Origin of the sequence: Micromonospora sp. DT231, from assembly GCF_049847025.1 — a bacterium.
In the GTDB taxonomy this organism is placed as follows: domain Bacteria; phylum Actinomycetota; class Actinomycetes; order Mycobacteriales; family Micromonosporaceae; genus Micromonospora.
The window spans coordinates 90,245-115,670 of sequence record NZ_JBNCNO010000010.1; the positions used below are offsets into that span (position 1 = coordinate 90,245).

A 25,426-nucleotide genomic window follows, 5' to 3' on the forward strand; every position below is an offset into this window, starting at 1 on the left:
TTTGTGGGGAGCCTGAACGTTGTCGCTACCCCGGATGCGGCCAAGGTGAAACGGCCCGCGTATGTCGTCGCCCCGGCAGCATAGCCCTCGGTGACGAAAAAGGACTCGGTCACATCGGCGTGTGTGGCATTAATCGGTGATCCGGCGCTTTTGCGTACCAAGAGCACTACGGATCGTGATCAGGACGCCGACGGCGGTGGGGTGTCCGCGCCGGGCAGGGCGAGCATCTGGTCCAACGCGACCCGGGCGTGGTGCGCGGTGTCCGCGTCCACCGTGATCTGGTTGACGACCCGGCCCGCGACCAGCTCTTCGAGAGCCCAGACCAGGTGTGGCAGATCGATCCGGTTCATCGTCGAGCAGTAGCAGACGGCCTTGTCCAGGAACATGATCTGCTTGTCCGGGTGGGCCAGCGCGAGCCGGCGCACCAGGTTCAGCTCGGTGCCGAGCGCCCACGCCGAACCGGCCGGAGCCGCCTCGACGGCCTTGATGATGTATTCGGTGGAGCCCACGTAGTCGGCGGCGGTGACGACCTCGTGCCGGCACTCCGGGTGGACCAGCACGTTGACGCCCGGCACCCGCTCGCGGACGTCGTTGACGCTGTCGAGGGTGAACCGGCCGTGCACCGAGCAGTGCCCCCGCCAGAGGATCATCTTGGCGTCGCGCAGCTGCTCCGGGGTGAGCCCGCCACCGGGCTTGTGCGGGTCGTAGAGCACGCAGTCGTCGAGCGACAGGCCCATCTCCAGCACCGCCGTGTTGCGGCCCAGGTGCTGATCGGGCAGGAAGAGCACCTTCGACCCCTGCTCGAACGCCCAGTCCAGGGCGCGCTTGGCGTTGGACGAGGTGCAGACCACGCCGCCGTTGCGGCCGACGAAGCCCTTGATGTCGGCCGACGAGTTCATGTACGTCACCGGCACGGTCTCGCCGGCGATCCCCAGCTCGGTAAGCGTGTCCCAGGCGGCCTCGACCTGGCCCAGGACCGCCATGTCCGCCATCGAGCAGCCCGCCGCCAGGTCGGGCAGGATCACCCGCTGGGCGTCGGTGGTGAGGATGTCGGCGCTCTCGGCCATGAAGTGCACGCCGCAGAAGACGATGTACTCCGCGTCCGGACGGGCCGCGGCCTCCCGGGCCAGCTTGAACGAGTCGCCCGTCACGTCGGCGAACTGGATCACCTCGTCGCGCTGGTAGTGGTGCCCCAGCACGAAGACCTTGCTGCCCAGCTTCGCCTTCGCGGCGGTGGCGCGGGCCACCAGGTCCGGGTCGCTGGGCGCCGGCAGGTCGCCCGGACACTCGACGCCGCGTTCGGTGTCGGGGTCGCTGCCCCGGCCGAGCAGCAGCAGGGCCGTCGCGGTGTTGGAGGGTTCCAGCCAGGTCGAAGTCACGTAGCCCATGGTCCCACAGCAGGAGCGCGGCGCAGCTCCGCTCGGTGTGGGCTGCCACACTGCTCGGCATGCGCGTGCTGCTCTGTCCGGACAAGTTCGCCGGCACCCTGTCCGCACCGGAGGTGGCCGCCGCGGTGGCCGACGGGTGGCGCACCGTCACCGACGGCGACGAACTGCTGATCCGGCCCCTCTCCGATGGTGGGCCCGGCTTCGTGGAGGTGCTCGCCGACGCCCTCGGCGGCCGGCGGGTGCCGGTGGCGACCGTCGACCCGCTGGGCCGGCCGGCCGCCGGTGAGATCCTGCTCACCGCCGACGGCGCGACCGCCTACCTGGAGAGCGCACAGGCCTGCGGGCTGCATCTGCTCGGCACCGCCGAACGGGACCCGAAGACCACCACCTCGTACGGGCTGGGTCTGCTGGTGGCCGCCGCGGTGGAGAGCGGCGCGCGGACGGTGGTGATCGGGCTGGGCGGCTCCGCCACCAACGACGCGGGAGCCGGAATGCTCACCGCGCTGGGCGTGACCCCGCTCGATTCGGGCGGCGCCGCGCTGCCCTACGGCGGGGCGGCGTTGGCCCTGGTCGACGCCCTCGACGGCGTACCCCGGCTGCGTGGCGTCCGGCTGGTCGCGGCCACCGACGTGGACAACCCGCTGCTCGGCCTGCACGGCGCGAGCAACGTGTTCGGTCCGCAGAAGGGCGCCGACCGTGCCGACGTGCTGCTGCTCGACGCCGCGCTGGCACGTTTCGCGAAGGTGCTGGAGCGGGATCTGGCCGGCTGCCCGGCCGGGCTCGGCACGGTGCCCGGGGGCGGGGCCGCCGGTGGCATCGGCGCGGCCATCCTCGCCCTGGGCGGCGGCTGCGAGTCGGGCATCGGCATGGTCACCCGGGCCACCCGACTGGACGACGCGCTCGACAGCGTCGACCTGGTGATCACCGGTGAGGGTTCGTTCGACCACCAGTCGCTGCGCGGCAAGGTCGTCGCCGGGGTGGCCGGCGCCGCCCGCGACCGGGGAGTCCCCTGCGTGGTGGTGGCCGGGCAGGTGAGCACCGGCCGACGGGAAGCCGCCTCGGCCGGGGTGACCGACGCGTACAGCCTGGTCGAGCACTTCGGCGGCGAGGAGCGCGGAGGGCTCGGGGCCGCCCTGAGCCGGCCCGCCGAGGGGCTGCGCGAACTGGGCGTCCGGCTGGCCCGGCAGTGGAGCCGCTGAGGCCGCCGACCACCCACCACCGGGGCGGACCTGCGGCGGCGATCACGCCACGCGGGTGGGTTCGGCCGAGGCGGCGTACGATCGGAAGCGGACCACAACCGGGAATGACTGGACGACGCACGGCGTTGGCCAGTGCGTCCGGACCCACACCGCGCAGGGAGACTTCCACGTGACCACGCCAGCGCAGACCGAGTCGACCGAGGCCCAGGCCCCTACTTCCGTCGTCCTCACCGACGTCGCGGCGCAGAAGGTCAAGGCCCTGATCGAGCAGGAGGGCCGCGACGACCTGCGGCTTCGCGTCGCCGTGCAGCCGGGCGGCTGCTCCGGCCTGCGGTACCAGCTCTTCTTCGACGAGCGTTCGCTCGACGGTGATGTCGTCACCGACTTCGGCGGTGTCGAGGTCGTCGTCGACCGGATGAGCGCCCCGTACCTGTCCGGCGCGACGATCGACTTCGCCGACCGGATCGACGCCCAGGGCTTCACCATCGACAACCCCAACGCGGGCAACTCGTGCGCCTGCGGTGACTCGTTCAACTGAGTCACACCACACAGCATCATCGGCGGGGCCGTCCTTCGGGGCGGCCCCGCCGTCGTGGTCACTGGGAGCGGTCCCGAAGCCGGTGGCGTGCCGGTTACCGATGTCCGACCGACAGGACACCGTCAGGTTGCCGGGCCGGTAGGCTGACCGCGCCCTGCTCCCGACCCCGAGGGTTGACATGAAGATCGCCGTGACCGGCTCGATCGCCACCGATCACCTGATGAGCTTCCCCGGTCGCTTCGCCGACCAGCTCATCGCCGATCAGCTGCACAAGGTGTCCCTCTCGTTCCTGGTTGACGATCTGGTGCTCCGTCGCGGCGGTGTGGCCGCGAACATCTCCTTCGGCATGGGCCAGCTCGGCCTGCGTCCGGTGCTGCTCGGCGCGGTGGGGGCGGACTTCGCCGACTACCGCTCCTGGCTGGAGCGCCACGGCGTCGACTGCGACTCCGTGCACGTCAGCGAGGTGGCGCACACCTCCCGGTTCGTCTGCACCACCGACACCGACATGTGTCAGATCGCGTCGTTCTACGCCGGCGCGATGAGCGAGGCCCGCAACATCGAGCTCGCTCCGGTCGCCGACCGGGTCGGCGGACTGGACCTGGTGCTGGTCGGTGCCAACGACCCCGAGGCGATGCTGCGGCACTCGGCCGAGTGCCGCACCCGCGGGTACGCGTTCGCCGCCGACCCGTCGCAGCAGCTCGCCCGGATGCCCGGCGAGGACGTGGTGGCGCTCATCGAAGGCGCCGACTACCTGATGACCAACGACTACGAGAAGTCGCTGTTGCAGAGCAAGGCGAAGCTGAGCGACGACCAACTGCTGGACCTGGTCAAGGTGCGGGTCACCACGCTGGGCAAGCACGGTGTGGAGATCGCCGGCCGGGGCATCGACCCGATCCACGTGCCGATCGCGCGGGAGATCCGGGCGGTCGACCCGACCGGGGTCGGTGACGGCTTCCGGGCCGGGTTCTTCACCGCGCTCTCCTGGGGGGTCGGCCTGGAGCGGGCCGCCCAGGTCGGCTCGCTGCTGGCCACGCTCGTCCTGGAAACCGTCGGGACCCAGGAGTACGACGTCCGCCGCGACCTGTTCGTCAAGCGCCTGGCCGAGTCCTACGGCGACGAGGCGGCCGACGAGATCCGCCCCCACCTCCTCCCGGCCTAACAGCCCCACCCACCCGCGCCCGTCCCGCGCCCGCCCCGCCCTCGGCGATCTTGCACTTTGTGTTGCCGTATCGCGGCTTTTGCGCCTTTTGTCGGCACAGAAAGTGCAAGATCGCGGGGCGGAACGGGGCGGGGCGGGGCGGGGCGGAACGGGGTGGGGTTGGGGCCGTGGGGTGGGGTGGGGTTAGTGGAGGCGGCGGACGTCGTAGGCGGGGCCTTCGGGTCCGTCCACCGAGCCGAGGAAGTCCTGGCCGCGCATCCGGCACCAGGCGGGGATGTCGACCGCCGCCGCCGGGTCGTCGGCGAGCACCCGGACCACCGTGCCGACCGGCACCTGCGGCAGCCGCCGGGCCGCCGCGATCACGGGCAGCGGGCAACGCTGCCCCCGACAGTCGATCACCTCGTCCGGCATCGTCACAGCCCCACCACCCCAGCCTCGGCGCGCAACTCGGCGACGATCCCGGGCAACTCGCCGAGGAACCGTTCGACGTCCGCCTCGGTCGTCTCCCGATGCAGGCTGACCCGCACGTTGCCGTGCGAGAGCACCCCCATCGCCTCCAGCACGTGCGACGGCCGCAACGTGGACGACGTGCAGGACGAACCGGACGACACGGCGAAGCCCCGCCGGTCCAGCGCGTGCAGCAGCGCCTCCCCGTCGACGTACAGGCACGAGAAGGTGACCAGGTGGGGGAGTCGGCGCACCGGGTCGCCGACCACCTCCACGTCGGGCACCTCCACCGCGACCCGCGCCCGGATCCGGTCCACGAGCGCGGCCAGCCGGGTCGCCTCGGCCGCCGCGTCCGCCGCCGCCGCCCGCAGGCTCGCCGCCGCCGCCACCACCGCCGGCAGGTTCACCACCCCGGGGGTACGCCCACCCTCCCGCTCGTCGGCCGGCCAGGGTGACTCCCAGCGGGTGCCCTTGCGCACCGCCAGCACCCCCACCCCGGGAGGACCGCCCCACTTGTGGGCGCTCGCGCTGAGCACCGACCAACCGGTCGGCAGGGGCACCCGACCGACCGACTGCGCGGCGTCCACGTAGAGCGGCACCCCCACCTCGGCGCAGGCGGCGGCCGCCTCGGCGACCGGTTGCACGGTCCCCACCTCGTGACTGGCGGTGATCAGTGCGGCCAGCGCGACCCCGGGGGCGCGAACGGCGGCCGACCACGCGGGCAGGTCCAGCCGGCCCGACCGGTCGACCGGCACGCCGGTCGCGGTCCCGCCCGCCGCCTCGTGCCGCTCCGCCGCGTGCAGCACCGCCGAATGTTCGATCGCCGAGTGCACAAGCGTCGACCCGACCCGGCGCCGGGCCGCCAGGCCGCCGAGCACCGCACCGTGGGCCGCGGTCGTACCGCTGGGGGTGAAGGACACCTCGTCCGGGCGGACGCCGAGCGTCAGCGCGGTGGCCTCGCGGGCGGCGTCGAGCAGCTGTCGTGCCCTGCGGGCCTGGGCGTAGAGCTTGCCCGGGTCGGCCCAGCCGTCGTCGAAGGCGGCCAGCAGCGCCTGCCGCGCGACCGGATGCATCGGCGCGGCGGTCGCCGCGTCCAGGTAGACCGGGGATGCGCTCACAGATCCGCCTTTTGTTCGCGATTGCGGGGCTCGCGACCCCGGCTCGCTCCTCGCGCTCACAAATCGACAGGCTATCGCGGCGGTATGCCCATCATCCCCCCAATGGGGGGCGGACAGTGACCCCACCACTGTTGAGTCCGTCATGGTCGAGTAATCTGCGACCGTCGGTGACGCCTTTGCCGCCGGTGCTGAGGAAAGACGCACCGCGGCGCGCTAGGGAGGCAGGACCAGGTGGTCGCAAGGAGTTCGGAGGTACGGCCGTCGGCCGTACGGCACAGCGCTTCGCCAGGGGTCGGTGGACGCCGGGGGCGTGGTGCTGGTCGGTTGGCCGGGCTCGGTCTCAGTGGCGTCGCGCTGCTGATCCTGCTCACGGGCTGTGATGTGGGTCAGGCGTTTGACGGCTTCGGTTGGCCGCAGGGTGGCATCTCGCCGGAGTCCAAGCGGATGTACGACCTGTGGATCGCCTCCTGCATCGCCGCGCTCGCGGTCGGCGTCTTCGTGTGGGGCCTGATCTTCTGGTGCGTCGTGCGCTACCGCAAGCGTGGCAACGCGCTGCCGGTGCAGACCCGCTACAACCTGCCGATGGAGTTCCTCTACACCATCGCGCCGATCCTGATCGTCTCCGTGCTCTTCTACTACACGGCGATCGTGCAGACCGACGTCGACAAGCTGTCGAAGAACCCGGACGTCACGGTCGAGGTCGTCGCCTTCAAGTGGAACTGGCAGTTCAACTACCGCGACGGCCAGGGCACGGAGGCCCGCACCACCGCGTCGACGCTCGGCACCAGCGAGGTCATCCCGGTGCTGGTGCTGCCGACCGGCCGGTCCATCCGCTTCGAGGAGACCAGCCGCGACGTCATCCACTCGTTCTGGGTGCCGGAGTTGCTGTTCAAGCGGGACGTCATGCCGGGCAAGATCCGTAACGTGTTCGAGGTCTCCAGTCTGGACGCCGAGGGCGCATACGTCGGGCGCTGCGCCGAACTGTGCGGCAGCTACCACGCGTTCATGAACTTCGAACTGCGGGTCGTCTCGCCGGAGAAGTACGACCAGTTCCTCGCTGCCAAGCAGAGCGGCAAGTCGACCCAGGACGCGCTGACCCAGATCGGCGAGCAGCCGTACGCGGAGACCACGCAGCCGTTCGACACCCGGCGGACGCAGGACAACTTCAACCCGGACAAAGTTCCGGCCCGCACGGGAAGCTGAGGCAGCCGCATGAAGACCGAGTGGCGTATCTTCCTGGTCATCGCCGGGTTCCTCTTCGGTGCCACCATCCTCTACGGCGCCTGGACCAACGGCGCGTCCGGCGGCGTCGAGTGGGTGGGCACCGTCGCCCTGTTGCTGTCGTTCCTGCTCTGCTCGATGTGCGGTGGCTTCTTCTGGTTCGTCTCCCGTCGCATCGACCTGCGCCCCGAGGACCGTCCGGACGCCGAGATCGCCGACGGCGCCGGTGAGGTCGGCTTCTTCAGCCCGGGCAGCTACTGGCCGTTCGGTCTGGCGCTGTCCGCCGCGATCGCCGCGCTCGGCATGGTGTTCTGGCAGTACTGGCTGATCGGCGCCGGTCTGTTGGCGGTCGTCTTCTCCGCCTGCGGGCTGCTGTTCGAGTACTACAGCGGCACCCGGCGCACCGCCGAGCACTGATCCACCCGGTCGCCGTCGCGACCGACCCGTACGCCACGAGGGCCCGCATCCCACTGGGATGCGGGCCCTCGTCGTGGTGCGCTTCGGGCGGTGCGGGCCCTCGTCGTGGCGTGCTTCGGACGGTGCGGGTGCCGGCGGGGCGGTGAGCTTCAGGCGGCGTGGCGGTGGGTGGGCCGGTGGCGTCGGTGATCGGCCAGCAGGGTGACCGGGAAGGTGAACGTGGCGGTCACCACGGCGGCGCCGCAGCCGGTGCAGATCAGCTCGGGACAGTCGGTGTCGTGGCCGTCGACGCAGAGCGGCACCTCGAACGGCGTCACGTCCTCGCAGACATCGCAGTAGAGCTCGCGGTGCGACACGGGTGTCTCCTTCTCACTCCAGGTGAACCGCCCCGGATGCGACAACGACGCACAACGGAAGCGGAGAACCACTCGCCTGTAGTTTTCCACGCGGGTCCGACAAATCTCCGTCCAGCGCCGCCCCGGAGGCCGGCACAGGCTCGCCGCCGCCCTCGCGGCAGGCCCCCGCCGCAGGGTTGGACGCAGGCCAACGCCCGAACTGGGCGCAGGGCTCGGCCGCAGCTGGACCGCGTGATCCACTCGACACCATTGAGCTCGCGGTATCCAGGGCCGTCGGACACCACCGGTTCAAGGATCTTGAGTCGATCAAGGCTCGGGCGGCCGTCAGAAACCACGGATTCAAGGACCCCGAGTCGATCAAGGACCGGAGAGCGGCGGGCGGTGAGTCGGAGGGCGGCGCGTCGGCGGCCGAGGCCTGCGGTCAGCGCGTCGGGGTGAGGGCGCGTCGGGGCGGGAGCGCGTCGGGGTGGCGGCGTGGCGGCGCGTCGGTCAGGCGGGCGTCGGCCCGAGGGCGACGGCCGTCTTGATCCAGCGGTCCAGGGTCGCGGCGGCCGCGCCCGAGTCGATCGACTCGGCCGCGCGGTTCATGCCCGCGCACAGCGCCTCGGTCAGGTCGCCGTCGAGCGGACCCTGGGTGGCCAGCGCGGCGGCGGCGTTTACCAGCACCGCGTCCCGGACCGGACCCGTCTCGCCGGCCAGCAGGCGTTGGGCCACCGCGGCGTTGTACGCGGCGTCACCGCCCCGCAGGTCCTGGAGGGTGGATCGGGGTACCCCCAGGTCCGTTGCGTCCAGCACGGCCTCGCGTACGGTGCCGTCCTGGGCCGCCCAGACGCGGGTCGGTGCGGCGGTGGTGAACTCGTCCAGGCCGTCCTCGCCGCGCATCACGATCGCCGAGTCGCCGCGGGCGGCGAACACGCTGGCCATCACCGGGGCCATCCGGGCGTCGAAGCAGCCGACCGCGCCGGAACGGGGGCGGGCCGGGTTGGTCAGCGGGCCGAGGAAGTTGAAGAAGGTGGGCACCCCCACCTCGCGGCGGACCGGGCCGCCGTGCCGCATGCCGGGGTGGAACCGGGCCGCGAAGCAGAAGCCGATGCCCGCCTCCTCGACGCAGCGGGCCACCTGTTCGGGGCCGAGGTCCAGCGGGATGCCGAGGAACTCCAGCAGGTCGGCCGTGCCGCACAGGGAGGAGGCGGCCCGGTTGCCGTGCTTGACCACGCGTACGCCCGTGCCCGCGACCACGAGCGCGGTCATCGTGGAGATGTTGACCGTGTGGGCGAGGTCACCGCCGGTGCCGACCACGTCGATCGCGGTGCGGCGTACCTCCTCGGGAAGCACCACCGGCACCGCGCGCCCCAGCATCGCCTCGACGAGACCGGCCAGCTCGGCCGGGGTCTCGCCCTTGGCCCGCAGCGCGATGGCGAAGGCCGCGATCCGCGCCGGGCTCGCCGAACCGGTCATGATCTCGTCCATCGCCCAGGCGGTGTCGGCGGTGGACAGCTCCTCGCCCCGGAGCAGCGAGGTGAGCAGGTGCGGCCAGGTCCGATCACCCATGGTGGGCCTCCCGAGCGTGCGAGGTGCGCGTGGGCTGGAACGGGCGTCGGCGGATCCGACGCCGTGACGGTGGCGGATCGCTGGGGGACGTCAGGCGGGTGCGTGCGCCCGCAGCAGCTCGGCCACCGTGCCGCCGGTGGTCACCGGGTCGAGCGGGTGCACGAGCGTGGCGTCGACCTCGGCGTACGCGGCGAGCCATCGGTCGGCGGCGCGGGCGATCACCAGGCAGGTCGGGGGAGCGTCGTCCCGGTCGTCCTTGACCTGCCGGGCGATGCCGATGCCGCCACCCGGGCTCGCCTCACCGTCGAGCAGCAGCAGGTCGATCTCGTAGTCGTCGACGAGCCGGATGGTCTCCGCGTAGGTCGACGCGTCGACGAACTCGATCTTCAGGCCGGGCGCCGGTCGGGTGCCGACGGCCATCCGCATCCGGTCACGGACCTGCGGGTCGTCGCTGTAGAGCAGGACTGTGCAAAGACGGTCGCTCATGCCGGCACTCCGCTTCGCTCCGTGCCGTCATGAGGCACCATCGCACTGAGCCCGATGATTCGTTCGCTGCGCTCACTCATGCTGGACTGGCTCCCACCTCGTAGCTGCCCGCCGATCGTACCGGTCCGCGTGACGTAGCCGACATCCCGCCCGGCGGCACCGATCGGGGCGTACCGTCCGGGCAGCTCAGGCGGGCGCGGCGTCGGCGGCGCGTTCGCGGGCCTCCTGGCGGTCCAGCTCGCGGTCGACCCGGCGGGCCTCCCGCTCGGACTGCTTGACCCACTGCACCACGAGCACCGCGAGCATCGTCACACTGACGAACTCACCGCCGGCCCAGAGGATGCCGCCGGCGACCACCTGGTCCGCCCGGGGGTCGGACCAGCTCAGGTTGAGAGACGGGTACCAGTCGCCGCCGAAGAGTGTGGTGCTCTGCATGATCGTGAGGCCGAGCACCGTGTGGAACGGCACCGACAGCAGCATCAGGAGCGCACGCGCCGGGTACGGCCAGCGCCCGGGAAGCGGGTCGAGGCCGAGCAGCGGCCAGAAGAACACGCAGCCGGTCATGATGAAGTGCGCGTGCACCAGCTCGTGCGCCCAGGCGTGTTCGAGGGTGAAGCGGTACAGGTCGCTGAAGTACAACACGAACGGGTTGACCACGAAGATGGCGAACGCCACAAGCGGGAAGCTGTAGACCCGGGCGACGCGGCTGTGCACGATCGCCAGCAGGCGCCTGCGCGGCCCGACCGGCAGCGTGCGCAGGGCCAGGGTCATCGGCGCGCCCAGCGCCAGGAAGATCGGCGCCACCATGGACAGCACCATGTGCTGGATCATGTGCACGGACAGCAGCGCCGTGTCGTACGCGTGCAGCCCGCTGACCGTCACCAGCGCGATGCCGCCCAGGCCGGGGCCGAGGAAGAACACGGTACGGACGACCGGCCAGCGGTCGCCACGCACGCGCAGGCGGTGCACCCCGTAGAGGTAGAGGCCGGCGGCGAGCACCAGGCCGAGGGCCAGCCAGCTGTCCAGCCGGGTCTCGGTGAGCACCGCGCCGACGGTGAACGGCGGCGGGGCCGAGGTGGCGGCGAAGATCGGATCGACGTGCAGCACGCTTTTCAGGCTAGGCCAGGCGAACCGGACGCCGACGGTCGGGCCACGGAAGGCGCAGGTTTGCCACCCCGCTGATCGCCGGCCCCGGTCAGGGGCAATAATGACGGCGTGACTGCGGCCCCAGCCATTGACAAGAGCCGGATCCACTCTCTGACCCGACCGAACATGGTCAGCGTCGGGACGATCGTGTGGCTCTCCAGCGAACTCATGTTCTTCGCGGCGCTCTTCGCGATGTACTTCTCGATCCGCGCGGCTGCGCCGGAGCAGTGGGAGAAGCACACCGAGGCGCTGAACATTCCGTACGCGACCACCTTCACGGTGATCCTGGTGCTGTCCTCCGTGACGTGCCAGCTCGGCGTCTTCGCGGCGGAGAAGGGCGACGTGCACGCGCTTCGGCGCTGGTTCACCGTCACCTTCGTGATGGGCCTGATCTTCGTGCTCGGCCAGCTGAACGAGTACCGGCACCTGGTCGAGGACGGCATCAAGATCAACGGAGACGGGTACGGGTCGGTGTTCTACCTGACCACCGGCTTCCACGGCCTGCACGTGACCGGCGGTCTGATCGCCTTCATCATCTTCATGGTCCGTACGACCATGGGCCGGTTCACTCCGGCGCAGGCGACCTCGGCGATCGTCGTGTCGTACTACTGGCACTTCGTCGACGTCGTGTGGATCGGGCTGTACGGCATGATCTACTGGCTTCAGTGATCTTGCGCGTCACGTTCCGTGCTGCTGCTCCGTCCCCTGAGACAGGTCCAACCGGTTAAGGACACCGCTCATGACTTCTGACAACGACCGCCGACGCGGTCTGCTCGCGCGGTTGCGTGAGCGGCCCGTCGCGCGCAGCAGGGGCCGCCGCCGGCTGGGCGCCGCGGTCCGGCTGATCGCCGCGCTGATGCTCGCCGGCGGTGCCTACACCGTCTTCGCGCCCGGTGCCCAGGCGCAGGACAACCCGCAGCTGACCGCCAGCGCCGCCGAGGGCAAGGCGCTGTTCGACGTGAGCTGTGTGACCTGTCACGGCCGCAACGCCCAGGGTGTCGAGGGTCGCGGTCCGAGCCTGATCGGCGTCGGCGCGGCCTCGGTCGAGTTCCAGGTCAGCTCCGGGCGGATGCCGCTGGCCCGCCAGGAGGCCCAGGCGCACCGCAAGCCCCCCGTCTTCACCGACGACCAGGTCCGTCAGCTCGCTGAGTACATCCAGGAGCTCGGTGGCGGCCCGGTCGTCCCCGCGGGCGAGAAGCTCGGCGAGGACGGCAACATCGCGGCCGGCGGTGAGCTGTTCCGGATCAACTGCTCCCAGTGCCACGCGTTCGGCGGCGGCGGCGGCGCGCTCTCCTCGGGCAAGTTCGCCCCGAGCCTGCACCCCGCCACCGACCGCCAGATCTACGCGGCCATGCTGAGCGGCCCGCAGAACATGCCGGTCTTCGGCGACAACCAGATCACTCCGGAGCAGAAGGCGAACATCATCGCCTACATCCAGGAGACGCTGAAGCACGACCAGGACCAGGGCGGGTTCAACCTCGGGCGGTACGGCCCCTCCACCGAGGGCCTGGCGATCTTCCTGGTTGGCATCGTGGCGCTCGTCTTCGCCAGCCTGTGGATTGCGGGCAAGTCGTGACCGAGCGGATCGTCCGATTCAGTGCTGTGGTGCCGCTCGGCGCCACCCGTAGCGAGGTGACGGCATGAGCACCCACACCGAGCACCAGGCCCCGCAGGGCCAGGAGCCGCTCGACGTGAACGACCCCAAGCTGACCCGGTTCGACATCGTTCGCGAGGGCGCGCGTCGGGACGACATCGAGATCGTCCACTACGAGCCACAGGTGCTGCCGGGCACCAAGGCGGAGCGCCGGCTGACCCGTGTGGTCGCCGGGTTCTTCCTGATCACCGGCCTGGCCGCGACCGCGTTCCTGGCCATCTACATCTGGTGGCCCTGGCAGTACGAGCCGGGCCGTGGCGGCGACAAGTGGTACACGCCGCTGCTCGGCGCCACCCTCGGCATCGCGCTGCTCGCCGTCGGCTTCGGCATCCTGACCTGGGGCAAGAAGTTGCTGCCCAAGGAGGTCTCGATCCAGGACCGGCACGAGGGACAGGTCGATTCCGAGGGCCGCACCATCACCGGCCAGACCATGCTCTACATGGCCGACGAGTTGGGTGTGAAGCGTCGCCCGCTGCTCGGCATCTCGCTGCTGGCCGGTCTCGCGCCGGTCGCCGCGGTCGCGGCGGCGCCGCTGGTCGGCGGTCTGATCTCCCAGCCGCACAAGAACAACCAGATGTTCACCACCGGGTTCGCCCCGGGCGAGGGCGGGCAGAAGATCCGGCTGGTCCGCGAGGACGGCCGCCCGGTACGCCCGGCGGACGTCAGCGTCGGTGGCCAGATCACCGTCTTCCCCGGCATCGAGCACGGGGTGAGCAACATCCACGCCGACTCCCCGACGCTGCTGATCCACCTGCGCGACTCCGACGCCCAGAAGTCCCGGGAGGCCAACTCCCGGCCGGACATCAAGCACGGCGACTACATGTGGGGCAACTACGCCGCGTTCTCCAAGGTGTGCACGCACGCGGGCTGCCCGGCGAGCCTCTACGAGCAGCAGACCAACCGGCTGCTCTGCCCGTGCCACCAGTCCCAGTTCCTGATCACCGATAACGCCCGGCCCGTCTTCGGCCCCGCCAGCCGGCGGCTGCCGCAGCTGCCGATCGAGGTGGACTCCGAGGGCTTCTTCGTCGCGAAGTCCGACTACACTGAGACCGTCGGGCCTGATTTCTGGGAGCGGCCATGAAGCGTCGAAAGTTTGACCTTGCGGCGACGCCGGGCAAGGCCGCGGTGGGAGTGGACGACCGCTTCCAGGTGGCCACCCCGCTGCGCAAACTGCTGAACAAGGTCTTCCCGGACCACTGGTCCTTCCTGCTCGGCGAGATCGCGCTGTTCTCGTTCGTCGTGCTGCTGCTGACCGGTGTGTTCCTCACGTTCTTCTACGAGCCGGCGATGACCGAGGTGGTCTACGACGGCAGCTTCGCGCCGTTGCAGGGCACGCCGATGTCCGCCGCGTACGCCTCCAGCCTGGACCTGTCGTTCGACGTCCGCGGTGGTCTGGTGATGCGGCAGATGCACCACTGGGCGGCGCTGCTGTTCATGGCCGCGATCGTCGTGCACATGCTGCGGGTGTTCTTCACCGGCGCCTTCCGCAAGCCGCGCGAGACCAACTGGATCATCGGTTCGCTGCTGTTCTGGGTCGGCTTCCTGGCCGGCTTCACCGGCTACTCGCTGCCGGACGACGGCCTGTCCGGCACCGGTCTGCGGATCGCCTCGGCGATCATGCTGTCCATCCCGGTGATCGGTTCCTGGGTCACCTCGTCGATCTTCGGTGGCGAGTTCCCGGGCACGATCATCATCAGCCGGTTCTTCATCGCCCACGTGCTGCTCATCCCCGGTCTGCTGGTGGCGCTGATCAGCGTCCACCTCGGCCTGGTCTTCAAGCAGAAGCACACCCAGTGGCCCGGCCCCGGCCGGACCAACAACAACGTGGTCGGCGAGCGCATGTTCCCGCGCTACGCGCTGAAGCAGGGCGGCTTCTTCATGGTCGTCTTCGGCGTCATCGCGCTGATGGGCGGTCTGTTCCAGATCAACCCGATCTGGTTGTTCGGCCCGTACGAGGCGTGGGTGGTCTCCGCCGCCAGCCAGCCCGACTGGTACGTCATGTTCCTCGACGGGTCGACCCGCCTCATGCCGGCGTGGGAGATCCCGATCCCGATCGGTGACGGGTACGTGATCCCGCCGCTGTTCTGGCCGACGGTCGTGCTGCCCGGCATCCTGGTGGGCCTGTCGACGATGTACCCGTTCCTGGAAGCTCGACAGCTCAAGGACCGCAAGAACCACAACCTGCTCCAGCGGCCCCGCGACGCACCGGCGCGGACCGCGGTGGGCGCCATGGCCGTGTCGTTCTACGTCGTGCTGACGCTCTCCGGCGGCAACGACGTGATCGCCGACAAGTTCCAGATCAGTTTGAACGCGATGACCTGGGCGGGCCGGATCGGTCTGCTGGTGGTCCCGCCGCTGGCGTACTACGTGACGTACCGCCTCTGCCTGGGCCTGCAGCAGCACGACCGGGAGGTGCTCGCGCACGGCGTGGAGACCGGCATCATCCGGCGTATGCCGGACGGTCGGTTCGTCGAGGTGCACCAGCCGCTCAGCGCGTCGAACGGGCACGCGGACGGCCACGGCGAGCTGGAGTACGTCGGCTGGGTCGTACCGAAGAAGATGAACCGGCTCGGGGCACTCGGCCCGGCCATCCGGGGCTTCTTCTACCCGATCGAGAAGCCGGTCGAGGCGCCGGTCTCGCCGGGGCACCCGCCGGTCGAACCCCGGCCGGAACGCGAGGAGATCACCAGCGGCGACAACCGCCGCTGACCAGCCCGAACGCACTGTCACGTGGCGCCCGCCGGATCCCGGCGGGCGCCACGTCGTATGGGTACCCCACCGCCCATCCGGCCAGGAGTCGGACGGCCGTGGCGGGACCGGTCGACCCCGCGCGACGGGCGATCGCAGGAATAACCCCGGTGAGCCGGGTATCCGTGCGGTCCAACGTCTCAAGGGGGGGAAGCATGTTGGGTCTCAAACGCCTCGGCCTGTTGGCCGCGCTGGTACTGGTCGGGGTCGCGCCGGCTGCGGCCGCGCAGGCCGCGGCACAGCCGTCGACGCAGGACACCCAGTACCTGCAGGCGGTACACCAGGTCAACCTGTTCGAGATCACCGCCGGTGACCTGGCTCAGCAGAAGGGTCAGGACCAGGGGGTCAAGGACCTGGGCGCGATGCTGAAGACCGACCACACCCAGCTGGACCAGACGGTGCAGCAGACCGCGTCCCAGCTCGGGGTGGAACTGCCGAACGAGCCCAGCGCCGATCAGCAGGCGGTCATCGCCAAGCTGAACAACGCCAGCGGCGCGGAGTTCGACCGGCTCTGGGTGACGAGCGAGCTGGCCGGGCACGTCCAGGCCATCCAGGCCACCCAGACGGAGATCTCGCAGGGCTCCGAGCAGTCGGTGGTCCAGTTGGCCCAGACGGCCCTGCCGACGCTGCAGGCGCACTATGACGAGCTGGTGCAGCTCGCCAACAAGCTGGGCATCCCGGTTCCGCAGACCAGCGCCAGCGGTACGCCCAGCCCGGGTGGCACTGGCACCGAGTCCCCGGCTCCGGGTGGCACCGGCACCGAGTCGCCGGCTCCGGGTGGTAGCACCGAGGCCCCGGCTCCGGGTGGCGGCACCGAAACGCCGGCTCCCAGCGTGAGCTGACGTAGCGACAGCAGACGGCCGGTCCACCCGCAGGGGTGGACCGGCCGCCGTGCGTGTGCTTGTCAGTCGGCGCTGGAGAGGCCGATCGCGAACGCCTCCTCCAGGTCGTGCTGGGAGTACGCCCGGAACGCGATGTGCGACTCGGTGTTGAGCACGCCCGGCACCTTGGAGATGCTGCCGGCGATGACCTGGGCGATCTGGTCGAACTCGCGGACCCGGACGATGGCGATGAGGTCGACGTGCCCGGCCACCGAGTAGACCTCGCTGACCCCGGAGAGGCTGGCCAGTGTCTCCGCCACCTCGGGGATCGCGTCGGTGGCACAGTCGATCAGCACGATGGCGGTGATCACGGGACATCTCTCCGTTCGTCGGCGTCGTCGCCCATGCTAGATGTTTCCGGGTGGCCCGGCGTCCTGCCCCCGTCGTCCGGGCCGCTCAGCCGGGCGCGGTGGCCGCGACGGTGCTTCCGTCCCCGGCCCGGATCACGCCGCGCAGCCGCTCGCCGTCCGGCACGACAGCACCCGGCCACACCACCGTACGGAACACGTCGCCGTCCACCCGCGCGCCCGCGCCGACCACCGACTCCACGCAGCGACCGGTCACCGTGGCGGACCTGTCGACGAGGGCGCCGCCGTTCGCGGCGTGCAGGTTGGCTGCCAGGTAGTCGGCCGGGGTGCCGGTGTCGTAGAAGGTGCCCGGGTAGGGCACCACCTCCAGCGCACCCGCCGCCTCGGCCGGACGCCAGACGGCGCGGACCAGGTCCGAGAAGACGACCGGCAGGTCCCGGACGAGCCGCCAGGGCAACAGCGAGAAGCCGGTGAAGCTGTGCCCGGCGAAGGTGCCCGGCGCCGCCGGGTCCGCGGCGGGCTGACCGAGCAGGCGTACGGTGTGGCCGTCCCACCCGTCGAGCAGGGCGGCCACGTCCGGGCCCGGCGTCGCGGCCGGGTCGGCGAGGTACGCGTCGGCGTTGCCGACCAGCACCGGCCGCCCGTCGATCCAGTCCCGCAGGTTGGCCACCCCACCCGCGGTGCCCAGCGGCTCGCCGGGCTCGACGGACAGGTGTGCGCGGTCACCGACGTGGGCGACCACCTGGTCACCGAGATAGCAGGCGTTCACCGCGACCCGGGCCGGGCCGACCAGGCCGAGCCCCGCGACCCGGGCCAACGCCCGATCCAGCAGCGGGACGTTGCCCACCGGGCAGAGCGCCTTGGGTACCCGTTCGGTGAGCGGGCGCAACCGGGTGCCCTCGCCGGCGGCGAGCACCACCGCGCACAACTCCGCCGGCACGGCCGCCGTCGCGGTCATGGCAGGTCGTCGGGGATGGGGGGCGGGAACTGCCCGGCCAGCGGCCCGATGTCGTAGTAGGCGAGCAGCCGGGCGGTCGGCCAGGTCAGCTTGGGCAGGTCGTCCAGCGGGTGCCACGCGGCCTCGAGGACCTCCCCGCCGTCGACCGCCAGCTCGGTGCCGGACGCCGGCACCTCCGCCTCGAAGACCACGTCCACCCAGCCCTTGGCGTGCACGATCGCGTTCGGCACCGCCGGACGTAGCCGGGACGGGGGAAGCCGGACGCCGGATTCCTCGAACAGCTCGCGGGCCGCGCCCACCACCGGGGCCTCGCCGCGGTCCAGCAGGCCGGCGGGCAGCGACCAGCCCTTGCCGGGGGGCTGACGCAGCATCAGCAGTCGTCCCGCGCCCGGCGCCTCGGAATCGCGGACCAGGGTGACCGCACCGACGATGTACTTCGGCATCGCCAGCTTGACCAGGCGCCGACGCACCGGCAGCGGCAGCCGGTAGAAGGCCTGGTAGAAGATGGCCCGACCGGTGGCGCGGGAACGGGGGATCATGACCCCAGGCTAGTGGTCGCGAATGCCCTTCGGACGCGCTGGGGCGGCCCGGTCACTGTCGATGGTCGACCAGGTCGATGAGCTGGCGTACCACGGTGTCCGGTTCGATGACCCGGTCGAAGACCGCGACCAGCAGGGTCTCCAGGTCGGGATAGCCCAACTCCTCGGAGAGACGCAACAACGGCAGGTCGCTGGCGAGGCCCCGGTTGTGCTGACGCAGGGTGAGCCCGATGGTGGCCCGACCGAGACGGACCTTGTCGCTGATCGTGATGCCCGGCTCGGTGTGCTCGGCGAACCACCTGTTGATCTGCATCTGCGCGTGTGGCGACTTGACGAAGCTCAACCACTCGCGGCGGGGACCACGCGAGGCGACGCCGGCCTCGAACCCGTTGTCGCCGTCGTTCTCGGTGAAGATCTCCACCACGTCGCCCTCGTCCAGCTCCGAACTCAGCGGAGCCAGCCGACCGTTGATCCGCGCCGCGAGACAGTGGTCGCCCCGCTCGTTGCCCAGCTCGTACGCGAGGTCGACAGGGGTGGCGCCACCCGGCAGCACGACCTGCCGCCCCTCGGCGAAGACCTGGATCTGGCCCTCGGCGAGGTCGCAGCGCAACGACTCGAGGAACTGCGCCGGGTCGGCGGCGTCCGGCTCCCAGTCGAGCACCCGGCGCAGCCAGTCCAACTGCTCGGCGCGGGCCGCCGCGCTGCCGCGCCCCGACTGTGGGAAGCGGAAGTCGGCCGCGATGCCGTACTCGGCGGAGCGGTGCATCTCCTCGGTGCGGATCAACACCTCGACCGTGCGGTCCTGCGGGCCGCAGATGCTCGTGTGCAGCGAACGGTAGAGGTTGTTCTTCGGTGAGGCGATGAAGTCCTTGAAGCGCCCGGGGATGGGTCGCCAGGTGCCGTGGATCGCGCCCAGCGCGGCGTAACAGTCGGTGGGCGGGCCGTCGACCACCACCACGATGCGGGGCAGGTCGAACGGGGCGGTGTGGCCGCCGGCGATGGTGTCCTTCCAGATCGAGTAGAGGTGCCGGGGGCGAGGGCTCACGAGGGCGTCGACCCGGCTGCGCTTCAGCGCGACCCGGGCGCGGGTGACCACCGCGTCGAGGTACGCGTCCCAGCCCGGCCGGTCGTGCACGTGCCGGGCCAGCCGGGCGTGCTCGTCGGGCTCCAGGTGCAGCAGCACCACGTCGTCCAGCTCGCGCTTGAGCGTCTGGATGCCCAGCCGGTCGCAGAGCGGGACCAGCACCTCCTGGGTCTTGCGGGCGATGCGCTCGCGCGACGACGCCGAGCGCACCCCGAGGGTGCGCATGTTGTGCAGCCGGTCGGCCAGTTTGATGATCAACACCCGGACGTCCTTGGCCGCCGCCACGATCATCTTGCGGATCGTCTCCGCCTCGGCGGCCTTGCCGTAGAACGCCTTGTCGAACTTGGTCACCCCGTCGACCAGGTGGGCCACCTCACCACCGAAGTCCTCGGAGAGCGCCTGGAGGGTGTAGCGGGTGTCCTCCACGGTGTCGTGCAGCAACGCCGCGACCAGGGTGGTGGTGTCCATCCCCAGCTCGGCGCAGATCTGCGCCACCGCGAGCGGATGGGTGATGTACGGCTCACCGCTCTTGCGGAACTGCCCGCGGTGCATGTTTTCCGCGATCGTGTACGCACGTCGCAGCACCGCGGGATCGGTGCCGGCGTGGATGCTCCGGTGGGTGCGCACCAGTTGGGTGACCGGGTCGGAGTCGGTGGTCGGCCAGCTGAGCAGCGAGCGCAGTCGGCGGGCGAGCGGCAGCTCACCCGGCTGTGTCGGCAGGGCGCCCCCCAGGGCGGCGCCGTGTCCGGCGTCGACGTCCACGAGGGACACCTCCTCACCCCGGCTCCACGGCGCCGGGAGCCGGCGGCGGGAGCAGGCCCACGAATCGGGCAGGACTGCACTTCTCTAACAGCCTAAGCGAGTCGACGTAGTCCGATCGGTCAGTTGGTCATGAGCGTTCGGTCGAGAGTTGGTGGGACGCGGCGTTCTCGGCCTTCGTCAGCAGGTCACGGAACCTCCCCGCGCCTCCCGCCGGGGAGGACCAACCGGAGGACATTTCGAGAAGTCGGGTCTCGGGTCGCTCCAACCAGGACAGGATCCGCTCGGACTCCTCGGCGGTCGCCGCCGGCACCGGGCCGTGCCCGCCCACCACCGTTTCGGCAGTGGCCCGGATGGTGGTCAGCGTGGGTCGCGGGTGCACGCCGGGCGGGGACACCCCCGCGCCGGCCAGCCGGCCGTGCCGCACCAGCGCCAACTCCCAGCCGCCCCGGGCGGCCGGCCGGGCCGCGGCCAACTCGACGATCCCGGTCAGCGCGGCCAGCCGCTGCATCCGCACGGTGGCCCGCAGCACCGCCGCCAGCCGGAACCGCACCACCGCGGCCTCCTCGTAGCGCTTGTCGGCCGAGAGCACGTCGATCCGGGCGAGCAGCGCGTCCACCACCGGCTGTGGATCACTCGTGGTGGCGGTGCGGAACGGCTGCGCCGCTCTGTCGTCGTACTCCTCGGGGGTGATCCTGTGCTCGCAGGGCGCCGGGCAGCGACCCAGCTCGGCCAGCGCGCAGGCCGGCGTGACGGTGCGCAGCGAGAGCCGGTGCGTGCACTGGCGCAGCGGCACGGCGTCGTGGAACCCGGCGGCGGCCAGCTCCGCGGCCCGCCGGGAGGTGAACGGACCGAGGTACGCGGTGTCGGTGGGGGAGAGGTCGCGGACTATCGAGAGCCGGGGATAGGGACCGTCGGTCAGCTTGAGCCAGACCATCCGCTCCGGGTATTTCGACCGCCTGTTGTACGGCGGGGCGTGCGCGGCGATCAGGCGCAGCTCGCGGACCTCCGCCTCCAACGAGTGGGCGCACTCCACCGCCTCGACCCGTTCGGCCGCCGCGAGCATCTCGGAGATCCGCGCCCGCTTCTCGCCGGCGGTGAAGTAGCTGCGCACCCGGGTGGCGATGTCGACGGAGGTGCCCACGTAGAGCGGACGGTCGTCGGCCGCCCGGAAGATGTAGACGCCGGGGACCTTGGGCAGCCCCTCGGCCAGGTGCCGTTTGCGGCGCTGGGTCGGGGTGACCGCCCGGGCGAACTCGATGGCGTCGCCGACCGTGTCCACCCGGTGCCCGCCGAGCCGACCGATCAGCCCGTGCAGCACGTCGACGGTGGCCAACGCGTCGTCCAGGGCGCGGTGGGTGGGCTGGGTGGCGGTGCGGAAGTAGGCGGCCAGGGTGCCGAGCTTGCGGTTGGGCACCTCGTCGCGGGTCAGCACCCGGCGGGCGAGCGCCGCCGTGTCCAACACGCGGGGGTTGGGCCAGCGGTAGCCGTGCTTGGCGCAGGCGGCCTTGAGGAAGCCCACGTCGTAGGGGGCGTTGTGGGCCACCAGCACCGCGTCGGCGATGAACTCCAGGAAGCTCGGCAGCACCTGCTCGATCGGCGGCGCGGGCACCAGCATCGCCTGGGTGATGCCGGTCAGCACGGTGATGAACGGTGGGATCGGCTGCCCCGGGTTGACCAGGGTGGCCAGCACCCCCAACTGCTCGCCACCGCGCACCCGCACCGCGCCGATCTCGGTGATGCCGCCGCCGTCCGGCGCGCCGCCGGTGGTCTCCAGGTCGACCACCACGAAGGTGGTCGCGTAGAGCGGCAGCGCCGGGTCCACCCCGCCCACCGTCGGGTCGAGACCGGCCAGTGACTCCTGGACGTACTCCGCCTGTGCCATCGCCGGCACGCTAGCGCGCCGGTCCGACACTCCCGTCGCAGCCGTCTCACCAGTCGCCATGGGGCTAGGATGAGAGATCGGCTCACTCACCGGGCGGTGGGCCCGGTCGCGGTGGGAGACTTGCCACATGCCCCTCACCGAGCCGTCCGACGACCACCTCCCGCAGGAGGATCCGGTCGCGCTCGACGGTGCGACGGGCAACCCGGACGACAACGTAGTCAGCGCGACATCCGACGCATCCGAGCCGACGGCGGCGGGCGCCGGCGCGGCTGGCGAGCCGGAGCCGACGCTGCCCGAGCCGGTCCGGCAGCGGATCGTGGCGCTGACCGCCGCGGTGCTGCCCACCCTGCCCGCCGACGAGGTGCCGGTGCCGTTGCGTCGGGTGGCCAAGTTCGCCCCGAACCGGCGGGCCCGGCTCGGCGCGCCGGCCATCGCCGCCCAGCTCACCGCCGACCCGCTGTTCCGGCAGCGGGTCACCGCCCGGGTCCTGGCCGACGCCGGCGACCTCGGGGCCGCCGTCGTCGAGGGCACCGCGCCCGCCGCCGCCGACCCGGTCGAGGTCGCCGCGCTCGCCTACCTGGCCCGACCCCGCGGCTGGCGGGAGCTGATCGACGCCAGCGGTGCCGCCGTGCGTGCCGAGGCGGACAGCGCGGTCGTCGCCGAGCTGGTCCGCGAGGCCGAGCAGCGGGCCACCCGCGCCGAACACGACCGGGCGGTGGCCCGGGTCGAGGCGGAGAAGCTGCGCGACGAGCTGGCCCGCGTCCGGGAGGAGCTGGGTCAGCTCCGGGAGGAGTCCCGGCAGGTCGCCCGTACCCTCCGCGAGACCCAGGCCCGCGAGCGCAAGGCCAGCGAGCTGCTGGCCACCGAGCGCGGCCGGGCCGCGCGCGCCAGTGCCGACGTCGACGCCGAGCTGCGCCGCGCCCGCGCCCGACTGGCGGAGGCGGAGGCCGCCGCCGGAATGGCCCGGGCCAGCGCCAAGGAGTCCCGCTCGGTCGACGACGCCCGGCTCTGGTTGCTGCTGGAAACCATCGGCCAGGCCGCCGTCGGGCTGCGCCGCGAGCTGGCGCTCGACCCGGTCGACAAACTGCCCGCCGACTTCGTCGCCGACGCGTTCGCCGAGCAGCCGGGCACCGCTCCGGCCAGCCCCGCCGCACGTGCCCGCGACACCGACGACCCGGCTCGACTCGACCAGCTGCTCGCCCTGCCCCGGGCGCACCTGGTGGTGGACGGCTACAACGTCACCAAGCGCGGCTTCGGCGAGATGTCCCTGGAACAGCAGCGCAAACGACTGATCACCGGGCTGGGCGGGATCGCCGCGCAGACCGGTGACGAGGTCACCGTGGTCTTCGACGGCGCCGAGCGGATGCACGGGCTGCCGCCCGCGCCGCGCGGCGTACGGGTGCTCTTCTCCCGCAAGGGCGAGACCGCCGACGAGCTGATCCGGCGGCTGGTCCGCGCGGAGCCGGCGGGGCGTCCGGTGGTGGTGGTCTCGTCCGACCGTGAGGTCGCCGACGGGGTACGCCGGCACGGCGCCTACCCGCTGGGCGCCGACTCGCTGCTGCGGCGACTCGCCCGCTCCTGACGCCGTCCGCGGGTGTCGTGATCGACACGGGTTCCATGATGTCGGGGTGTCCGACCACGTGGGAGGGCCCGATTTCATGCACATCGGGTCGATCTCGCCCTTGGCCGAGCGGTCGAACCGCCTTCCTGTCCTACGCGAGGGCTAGCGTTGCCGCTGTCGCCGACGGGAGGAGGTCGCCATGACCCCGGACAACGTCAAGGTCTTCGTCGACAGAGACCTGCGAGGTGCCCGGTTCAACAGATCGACGTTGGCCGGCGCGGTGATGCGCGGCGTCGATGTGAACGGTGTGGACATGGATGCGCCGTGGCTCGCCGAGGGCACGCTTCTGATCAACGGCGTCGATGTCGCGCCGCTCGTCGAGGCGGAGCTCAACAGGCGGTTCCCCGGGCGTGAGCTCAGGCAGGCCACGGACCCGGACGGCCTCCGCCTGGCGTGGACGGCGCTCGAGGAGGCCTGGGCGTCCGCGGTCGACCGGGTCCGGTCCATGCCACCGGGCGCGGCCGACGTCTCGATCGACGAGGAGTGGTCGTTCGCGCAGACACTGCGCCATCTCGCGTTCGCCGCCGACGCCTGGCTGGGCAAGGCGATCCTGCGCCTGCCGCACCCGTTCCACGCGCTCGGCCAGCCCAACGTCGAGTACGAGACCGACGGCTTCGACATGTCGGTCTTCGCCAAGGAGCAGCCGACGTTCGCCGAGACCCTGACGGTGCGGGCCGAGCGGCAGGCGATGGTGCGCGACTTCGTCGCGGCCGTCACGCCGGACCTGCTCGCCGAGCCCCGGCCGGCCGCCTGGTGGCCCGAGCAGCAGGTGACAGTCCTGCACTGCCTCCACGTGATCTTCGACGAGGAGTGGCAGCACCTTCGCTTCGCGCTGCGCGACCTCGACGCGCAGGAGCGCGGCGGCGGGACGGGCGATCCGGCCGATCACCGCTGACCGCCGCGGACGTGGCGCGCGTGCGATATGCGCGCTAGTCCGAGAAGCGGTCACCGATGCGGATCGTGTCGTACCGGGTCTTCGGCACGCAGGAGTTCCTGCTCCGGCCGCTGTCGGTGACGTAGGTGATCCGGTAGCAGGTCCGCAGGCGGCACATCTGGCCCTTGCGGTTGCAGACGGACGTGGAGGTCTCCTCCTTGCCCGAGACGGCGCCGACGGTGTCACCACGCGCCCCCCACGCGATCAGTCCGATCACCACGGCGAACGCGCAGGCGATCCCCACCACCGCGATGATCGGTCTTTTCGCCGCCCGGCTGTGGCGGCGCGGCAGCACCTCGCCGCCCGGCTGCTCCGGCGAAGGGCGGCCATCTTCGTCGGTCACCCACCCACCCCCGTTGTCACGACCTCACGGTAGGAGGACATCGCAACGGCGCCGCCGTCCGATGGACGCGAGATCGGGGGGGTCCGGGCGGTCGGGATGGCCCGATTTCGCTGAACTGGAGTCGATCTCTCCCCCAAACGGACGGTCGGACGTGGTTTCTGTCGTACCCGGTGGTTAGCGTCGATGTCACCGATGGTGCTCGGTTGACGACGACAAGACGTGAGCCGGCACCGCGAGCCGATCAGGAGGCGCGATGCTCATCGACTGTGACGGGTGCGCGAGGCGGGCCGACGGATGTTCCGGCTGCCCGCTGACCGCCCTGTTCGACGAGACGTCCCCGGCGGCCGGGCTGGTCGCCGCCGAGGTCGAGGCCATCGAGGTGCTCGCCCGGGCCGGCTTCGACGTGGAGGTGCTGGCCGCGCCCGCGCGCCCCAGCGCGGCTCGCCCCCGTGCCGTCCGCCGGATCGCCTGAGCGCCACACCGCGCCCGAAAGTGGGCTTCTCGCGGACCATAGGATGAGCGGTCACGGCGGGAGGAGCGGCGCGATGAGCGGGATACGACGGAACGACGACGGGCTCGTCGGAGCCACGCTCGTCGGCGCGGCCTGCGGCGGCGCTGTATCAGGCGGCTCCGCGTGGGACGGCTCCGCGTGGGACGGCTCCGCGTGGGACGGCTCCGCGTGGGAC

General features: G+C 71.5%; 26 protein-coding genes. 13 read left to right on the plus strand and 13 right to left on the minus strand.

Annotated elements, in window-relative coordinates:
* Window positions 1-179 precede the first annotated feature (179 nt).
* Window positions 180-1,379, minus strand: a complete 1,200-nt coding sequence (gene nadA / locus ACPXBU_RS24040) for a quinolinate synthase NadA (protein ID WP_425759771.1) — start codon at window positions 1,377-1,379, stop codon at window positions 180-182.
* A gap of 68 nt (window positions 1,380-1,447) precedes the next feature.
* Between nadA and ACPXBU_RS24045 the strand changes: the two genes are divergently transcribed.
* From ACPXBU_RS24045 to ACPXBU_RS24055, 3 genes are all read left to right on the plus strand, one after another.
* A complete protein-coding gene (locus ACPXBU_RS24045; RefSeq protein WP_425759772.1) occupies window positions 1,448-2,587 on the plus strand; it encodes a glycerate kinase in 1,140 nt (379 codons plus the stop codon).
* 169 nt (window positions 2,588-2,756) lie between these two features.
* Window positions 2,757-3,125, plus strand: coding sequence for an iron-sulfur cluster insertion protein ErpA (gene erpA, locus ACPXBU_RS24050; RefSeq protein WP_007463211.1), 369 nt, complete (start codon window positions 2,757-2,759; stop codon window positions 3,123-3,125).
* 178 nt (window positions 3,126-3,303) lie between these two features.
* The gene (locus tag ACPXBU_RS24055; RefSeq protein ID WP_357374154.1) at window positions 3,304-4,284 is read left to right on the plus strand and encodes a carbohydrate kinase family protein; all 981 of its coding nucleotides are present in this window, start codon (window positions 3,304-3,306) and stop codon (window positions 4,282-4,284) included.
* Between the two features lie 183 nt (window positions 4,285-4,467).
* Here ACPXBU_RS24055 and ACPXBU_RS24060 read toward each other — a convergent pair whose 3' ends face one another.
* Both ACPXBU_RS24060 and ACPXBU_RS24065 read right to left on the minus strand, forming a co-directional pair.
* Window positions 4,468-4,701, minus strand: coding sequence for a sulfurtransferase TusA family protein (locus tag ACPXBU_RS24060; protein ID WP_393363593.1), 234 nt, complete (start codon window positions 4,699-4,701; stop codon window positions 4,468-4,470).
* Window positions 4,698-5,849: a cysteine desulfurase family protein gene (locus ACPXBU_RS24065; protein WP_425759773.1), complete on the minus strand. Its 1,152-nt coding sequence runs from the start codon at window positions 5,847-5,849 to the stop codon at window positions 4,698-4,700. Before ACPXBU_RS24065 ends, ACPXBU_RS24060 begins: the two co-directional genes overlap by 4 nt.
* Before the next feature lie 231 nt (window positions 5,850-6,080).
* On the opposite strand from ACPXBU_RS24065, the gene coxB reads away from it, so the two are divergent.
* Both coxB and ACPXBU_RS24075 read left to right on the plus strand, forming a co-directional pair.
* Window positions 6,081-7,052 carry an aa3-type cytochrome oxidase subunit II gene (gene coxB / locus ACPXBU_RS24070; RefSeq protein ID WP_357245111.1) on the plus strand — a complete coding sequence of 324 codons (972 nt, stop codon included), beginning with the start codon at window positions 6,081-6,083 and terminating at the stop codon, window positions 7,050-7,052.
* 9 nt (window positions 7,053-7,061) lie between these two features.
* Window positions 7,062-7,487, plus strand: a complete 426-nt coding sequence (locus ACPXBU_RS24075) for a cytochrome c oxidase subunit 4 (protein WP_393363587.1) — start codon at window positions 7,062-7,064, stop codon at window positions 7,485-7,487.
* A gap of 149 nt (window positions 7,488-7,636) precedes the next feature.
* Here the strand turns inward: ACPXBU_RS24075 and ACPXBU_RS24080 are convergent, their stop codons facing one another.
* The 4 genes from ACPXBU_RS24080 to ACPXBU_RS24095 form a co-directional block, all read right to left on the minus strand.
* Window positions 7,637-7,843, minus strand: coding sequence for a hypothetical protein (locus ACPXBU_RS24080; RefSeq protein WP_393363585.1), 207 nt, complete (start codon window positions 7,841-7,843; stop codon window positions 7,637-7,639).
* Window positions 7,844-8,332: 489 nt separating this feature from the next.
* Entirely contained in the window at window positions 8,333-9,394 is a 1,062-nt protein-coding gene (gene trpD, locus ACPXBU_RS24085) for an anthranilate phosphoribosyltransferase (RefSeq protein ID WP_425759774.1), read from the minus strand.
* A gap of 90 nt (window positions 9,395-9,484) precedes the next feature.
* A complete protein-coding gene (locus ACPXBU_RS24090; protein ID WP_425759775.1) occupies window positions 9,485-9,880 on the minus strand; it encodes a hypothetical protein in 396 nt (131 codons plus the stop codon).
* A gap of 186 nt (window positions 9,881-10,066) precedes the next feature.
* The gene (locus ACPXBU_RS24095; RefSeq protein WP_425759777.1) at window positions 10,067-10,987 is read right to left on the minus strand and encodes a cytochrome c oxidase assembly protein; all 921 of its coding nucleotides are present in this window, start codon (window positions 10,985-10,987) and stop codon (window positions 10,067-10,069) included.
* Between the two features lie 108 nt (window positions 10,988-11,095).
* Here ACPXBU_RS24095 and ACPXBU_RS24100 point away from each other — a divergent pair, with 108 nt between their 5' ends.
* The 5 genes from ACPXBU_RS24100 to ACPXBU_RS24120 all read left to right on the plus strand — a co-directional run bounded on the left by ACPXBU_RS24100 (window position 11,096) and on the right by ACPXBU_RS24120 (window position 16,270).
* A complete protein-coding gene (locus tag ACPXBU_RS24100) occupies window positions 11,096-11,695 on the plus strand; it encodes an aa3-type cytochrome oxidase subunit III (RefSeq protein ID WP_357245119.1) in 600 nt (199 codons plus the stop codon).
* A gap of 70 nt (window positions 11,696-11,765) precedes the next feature.
* The gene (locus ACPXBU_RS24105; protein WP_425759778.1) at window positions 11,766-12,602 is read left to right on the plus strand and encodes a cytochrome c; all 837 of its coding nucleotides are present in this window, start codon (window positions 11,766-11,768) and stop codon (window positions 12,600-12,602) included.
* A gap of 64 nt (window positions 12,603-12,666) precedes the next feature.
* Entirely contained in the window at window positions 12,667-13,761 is a 1,095-nt protein-coding gene (locus ACPXBU_RS24110; RefSeq protein ID WP_393363570.1) for a cytochrome bc1 complex Rieske iron-sulfur subunit, read from the plus strand.
* A complete protein-coding gene (locus ACPXBU_RS24115) occupies window positions 13,758-15,389 on the plus strand; it encodes a cytochrome b N-terminal domain-containing protein (protein WP_425759779.1) in 1,632 nt (543 codons plus the stop codon). Before ACPXBU_RS24110 ends, ACPXBU_RS24115 begins: the two co-directional genes overlap by 4 nt.
* A 194-nt stretch (window positions 15,390-15,583) precedes the next feature.
* On the plus strand, window positions 15,584-16,270 hold the full coding sequence (locus ACPXBU_RS24120; protein WP_425759780.1) for a DUF4142 domain-containing protein: 687 nt from the start codon (window positions 15,584-15,586) through the stop codon (window positions 16,268-16,270).
* Window positions 16,271-16,332: 62 nt separating this feature from the next.
* On the opposite strand, the gene ACPXBU_RS24125 is transcribed toward ACPXBU_RS24120, so the two are convergent.
* The 5 genes from ACPXBU_RS24125 to ACPXBU_RS24145 all read right to left on the minus strand — a co-directional run bounded on the left by ACPXBU_RS24125 (window position 16,333) and on the right by ACPXBU_RS24145 (window position 21,842).
* Complete coding sequence (locus ACPXBU_RS24125) at window positions 16,333-16,620, minus strand: Lrp/AsnC family transcriptional regulator (RefSeq protein WP_355033408.1); 288 nt, start codon at window positions 16,618-16,620, stop codon at window positions 16,333-16,335.
* An 85-nt stretch (window positions 16,621-16,705) separates the two neighbouring features.
* Window positions 16,706-17,575 carry a nucleotidyltransferase family protein gene (locus ACPXBU_RS24130; RefSeq protein ID WP_425759781.1) on the minus strand — a complete coding sequence of 290 codons (870 nt, stop codon included), beginning with the start codon at window positions 17,573-17,575 and terminating at the stop codon, window positions 16,706-16,708.
* Entirely contained in the window at window positions 17,572-18,114 is a 543-nt protein-coding gene (locus ACPXBU_RS24135; protein WP_393363559.1) for an NUDIX hydrolase, read from the minus strand. Before ACPXBU_RS24135 ends, ACPXBU_RS24130 begins: the two co-directional genes overlap by 4 nt.
* A 52-nt stretch (window positions 18,115-18,166) precedes the next feature.
* Window positions 18,167-19,960, minus strand: a complete 1,794-nt coding sequence (locus tag ACPXBU_RS24140; RefSeq protein WP_393364526.1) for a RelA/SpoT family protein — start codon at window positions 19,958-19,960, stop codon at window positions 18,167-18,169.
* Between the two features lie 127 nt (window positions 19,961-20,087).
* Entirely contained in the window at window positions 20,088-21,842 is a 1,755-nt protein-coding gene (locus ACPXBU_RS24145; RefSeq protein ID WP_393363556.1) for a DEDD exonuclease domain-containing protein, read from the minus strand.
* A 127-nt stretch (window positions 21,843-21,969) separates the two neighbouring features.
* On the opposite strand from ACPXBU_RS24145, the gene ACPXBU_RS24150 reads away from it, so the two are divergent.
* Together ACPXBU_RS24150 and ACPXBU_RS24155 are read left to right on the plus strand one after the other, a co-directional pair.
* Window positions 21,970-23,424: an NYN domain-containing protein gene (locus tag ACPXBU_RS24150; RefSeq protein ID WP_425759782.1), complete on the plus strand. Its 1,455-nt coding sequence runs from the start codon at window positions 21,970-21,972 to the stop codon at window positions 23,422-23,424.
* A 178-nt stretch (window positions 23,425-23,602) separates the two neighbouring features.
* Window positions 23,603-24,358 (plus strand): DinB family protein, encoded by a 756-nt coding sequence (locus ACPXBU_RS24155; RefSeq protein WP_425759783.1) that lies wholly within the window; start codon window positions 23,603-23,605, stop codon window positions 24,356-24,358.
* 34 nt (window positions 24,359-24,392) lie between these two features.
* Here the strand turns inward: ACPXBU_RS24155 and ACPXBU_RS24160 are convergent, their stop codons facing one another.
* Window positions 24,393-24,740: a hypothetical protein gene (locus ACPXBU_RS24160; protein ID WP_425759784.1), complete on the minus strand. Its 348-nt coding sequence runs from the start codon at window positions 24,738-24,740 to the stop codon at window positions 24,393-24,395.
* Window positions 24,741-24,993: 253 nt separating this feature from the next.
* On the opposite strand from ACPXBU_RS24160, the gene ACPXBU_RS24165 reads away from it, so the two are divergent.
* The gene (locus ACPXBU_RS24165) at window positions 24,994-25,212 is read left to right on the plus strand and encodes a hypothetical protein (protein WP_393363545.1); all 219 of its coding nucleotides are present in this window, start codon (window positions 24,994-24,996) and stop codon (window positions 25,210-25,212) included.
* The last annotated feature ends 214 nt before the right edge of the window (window positions 25,213-25,426 follow it).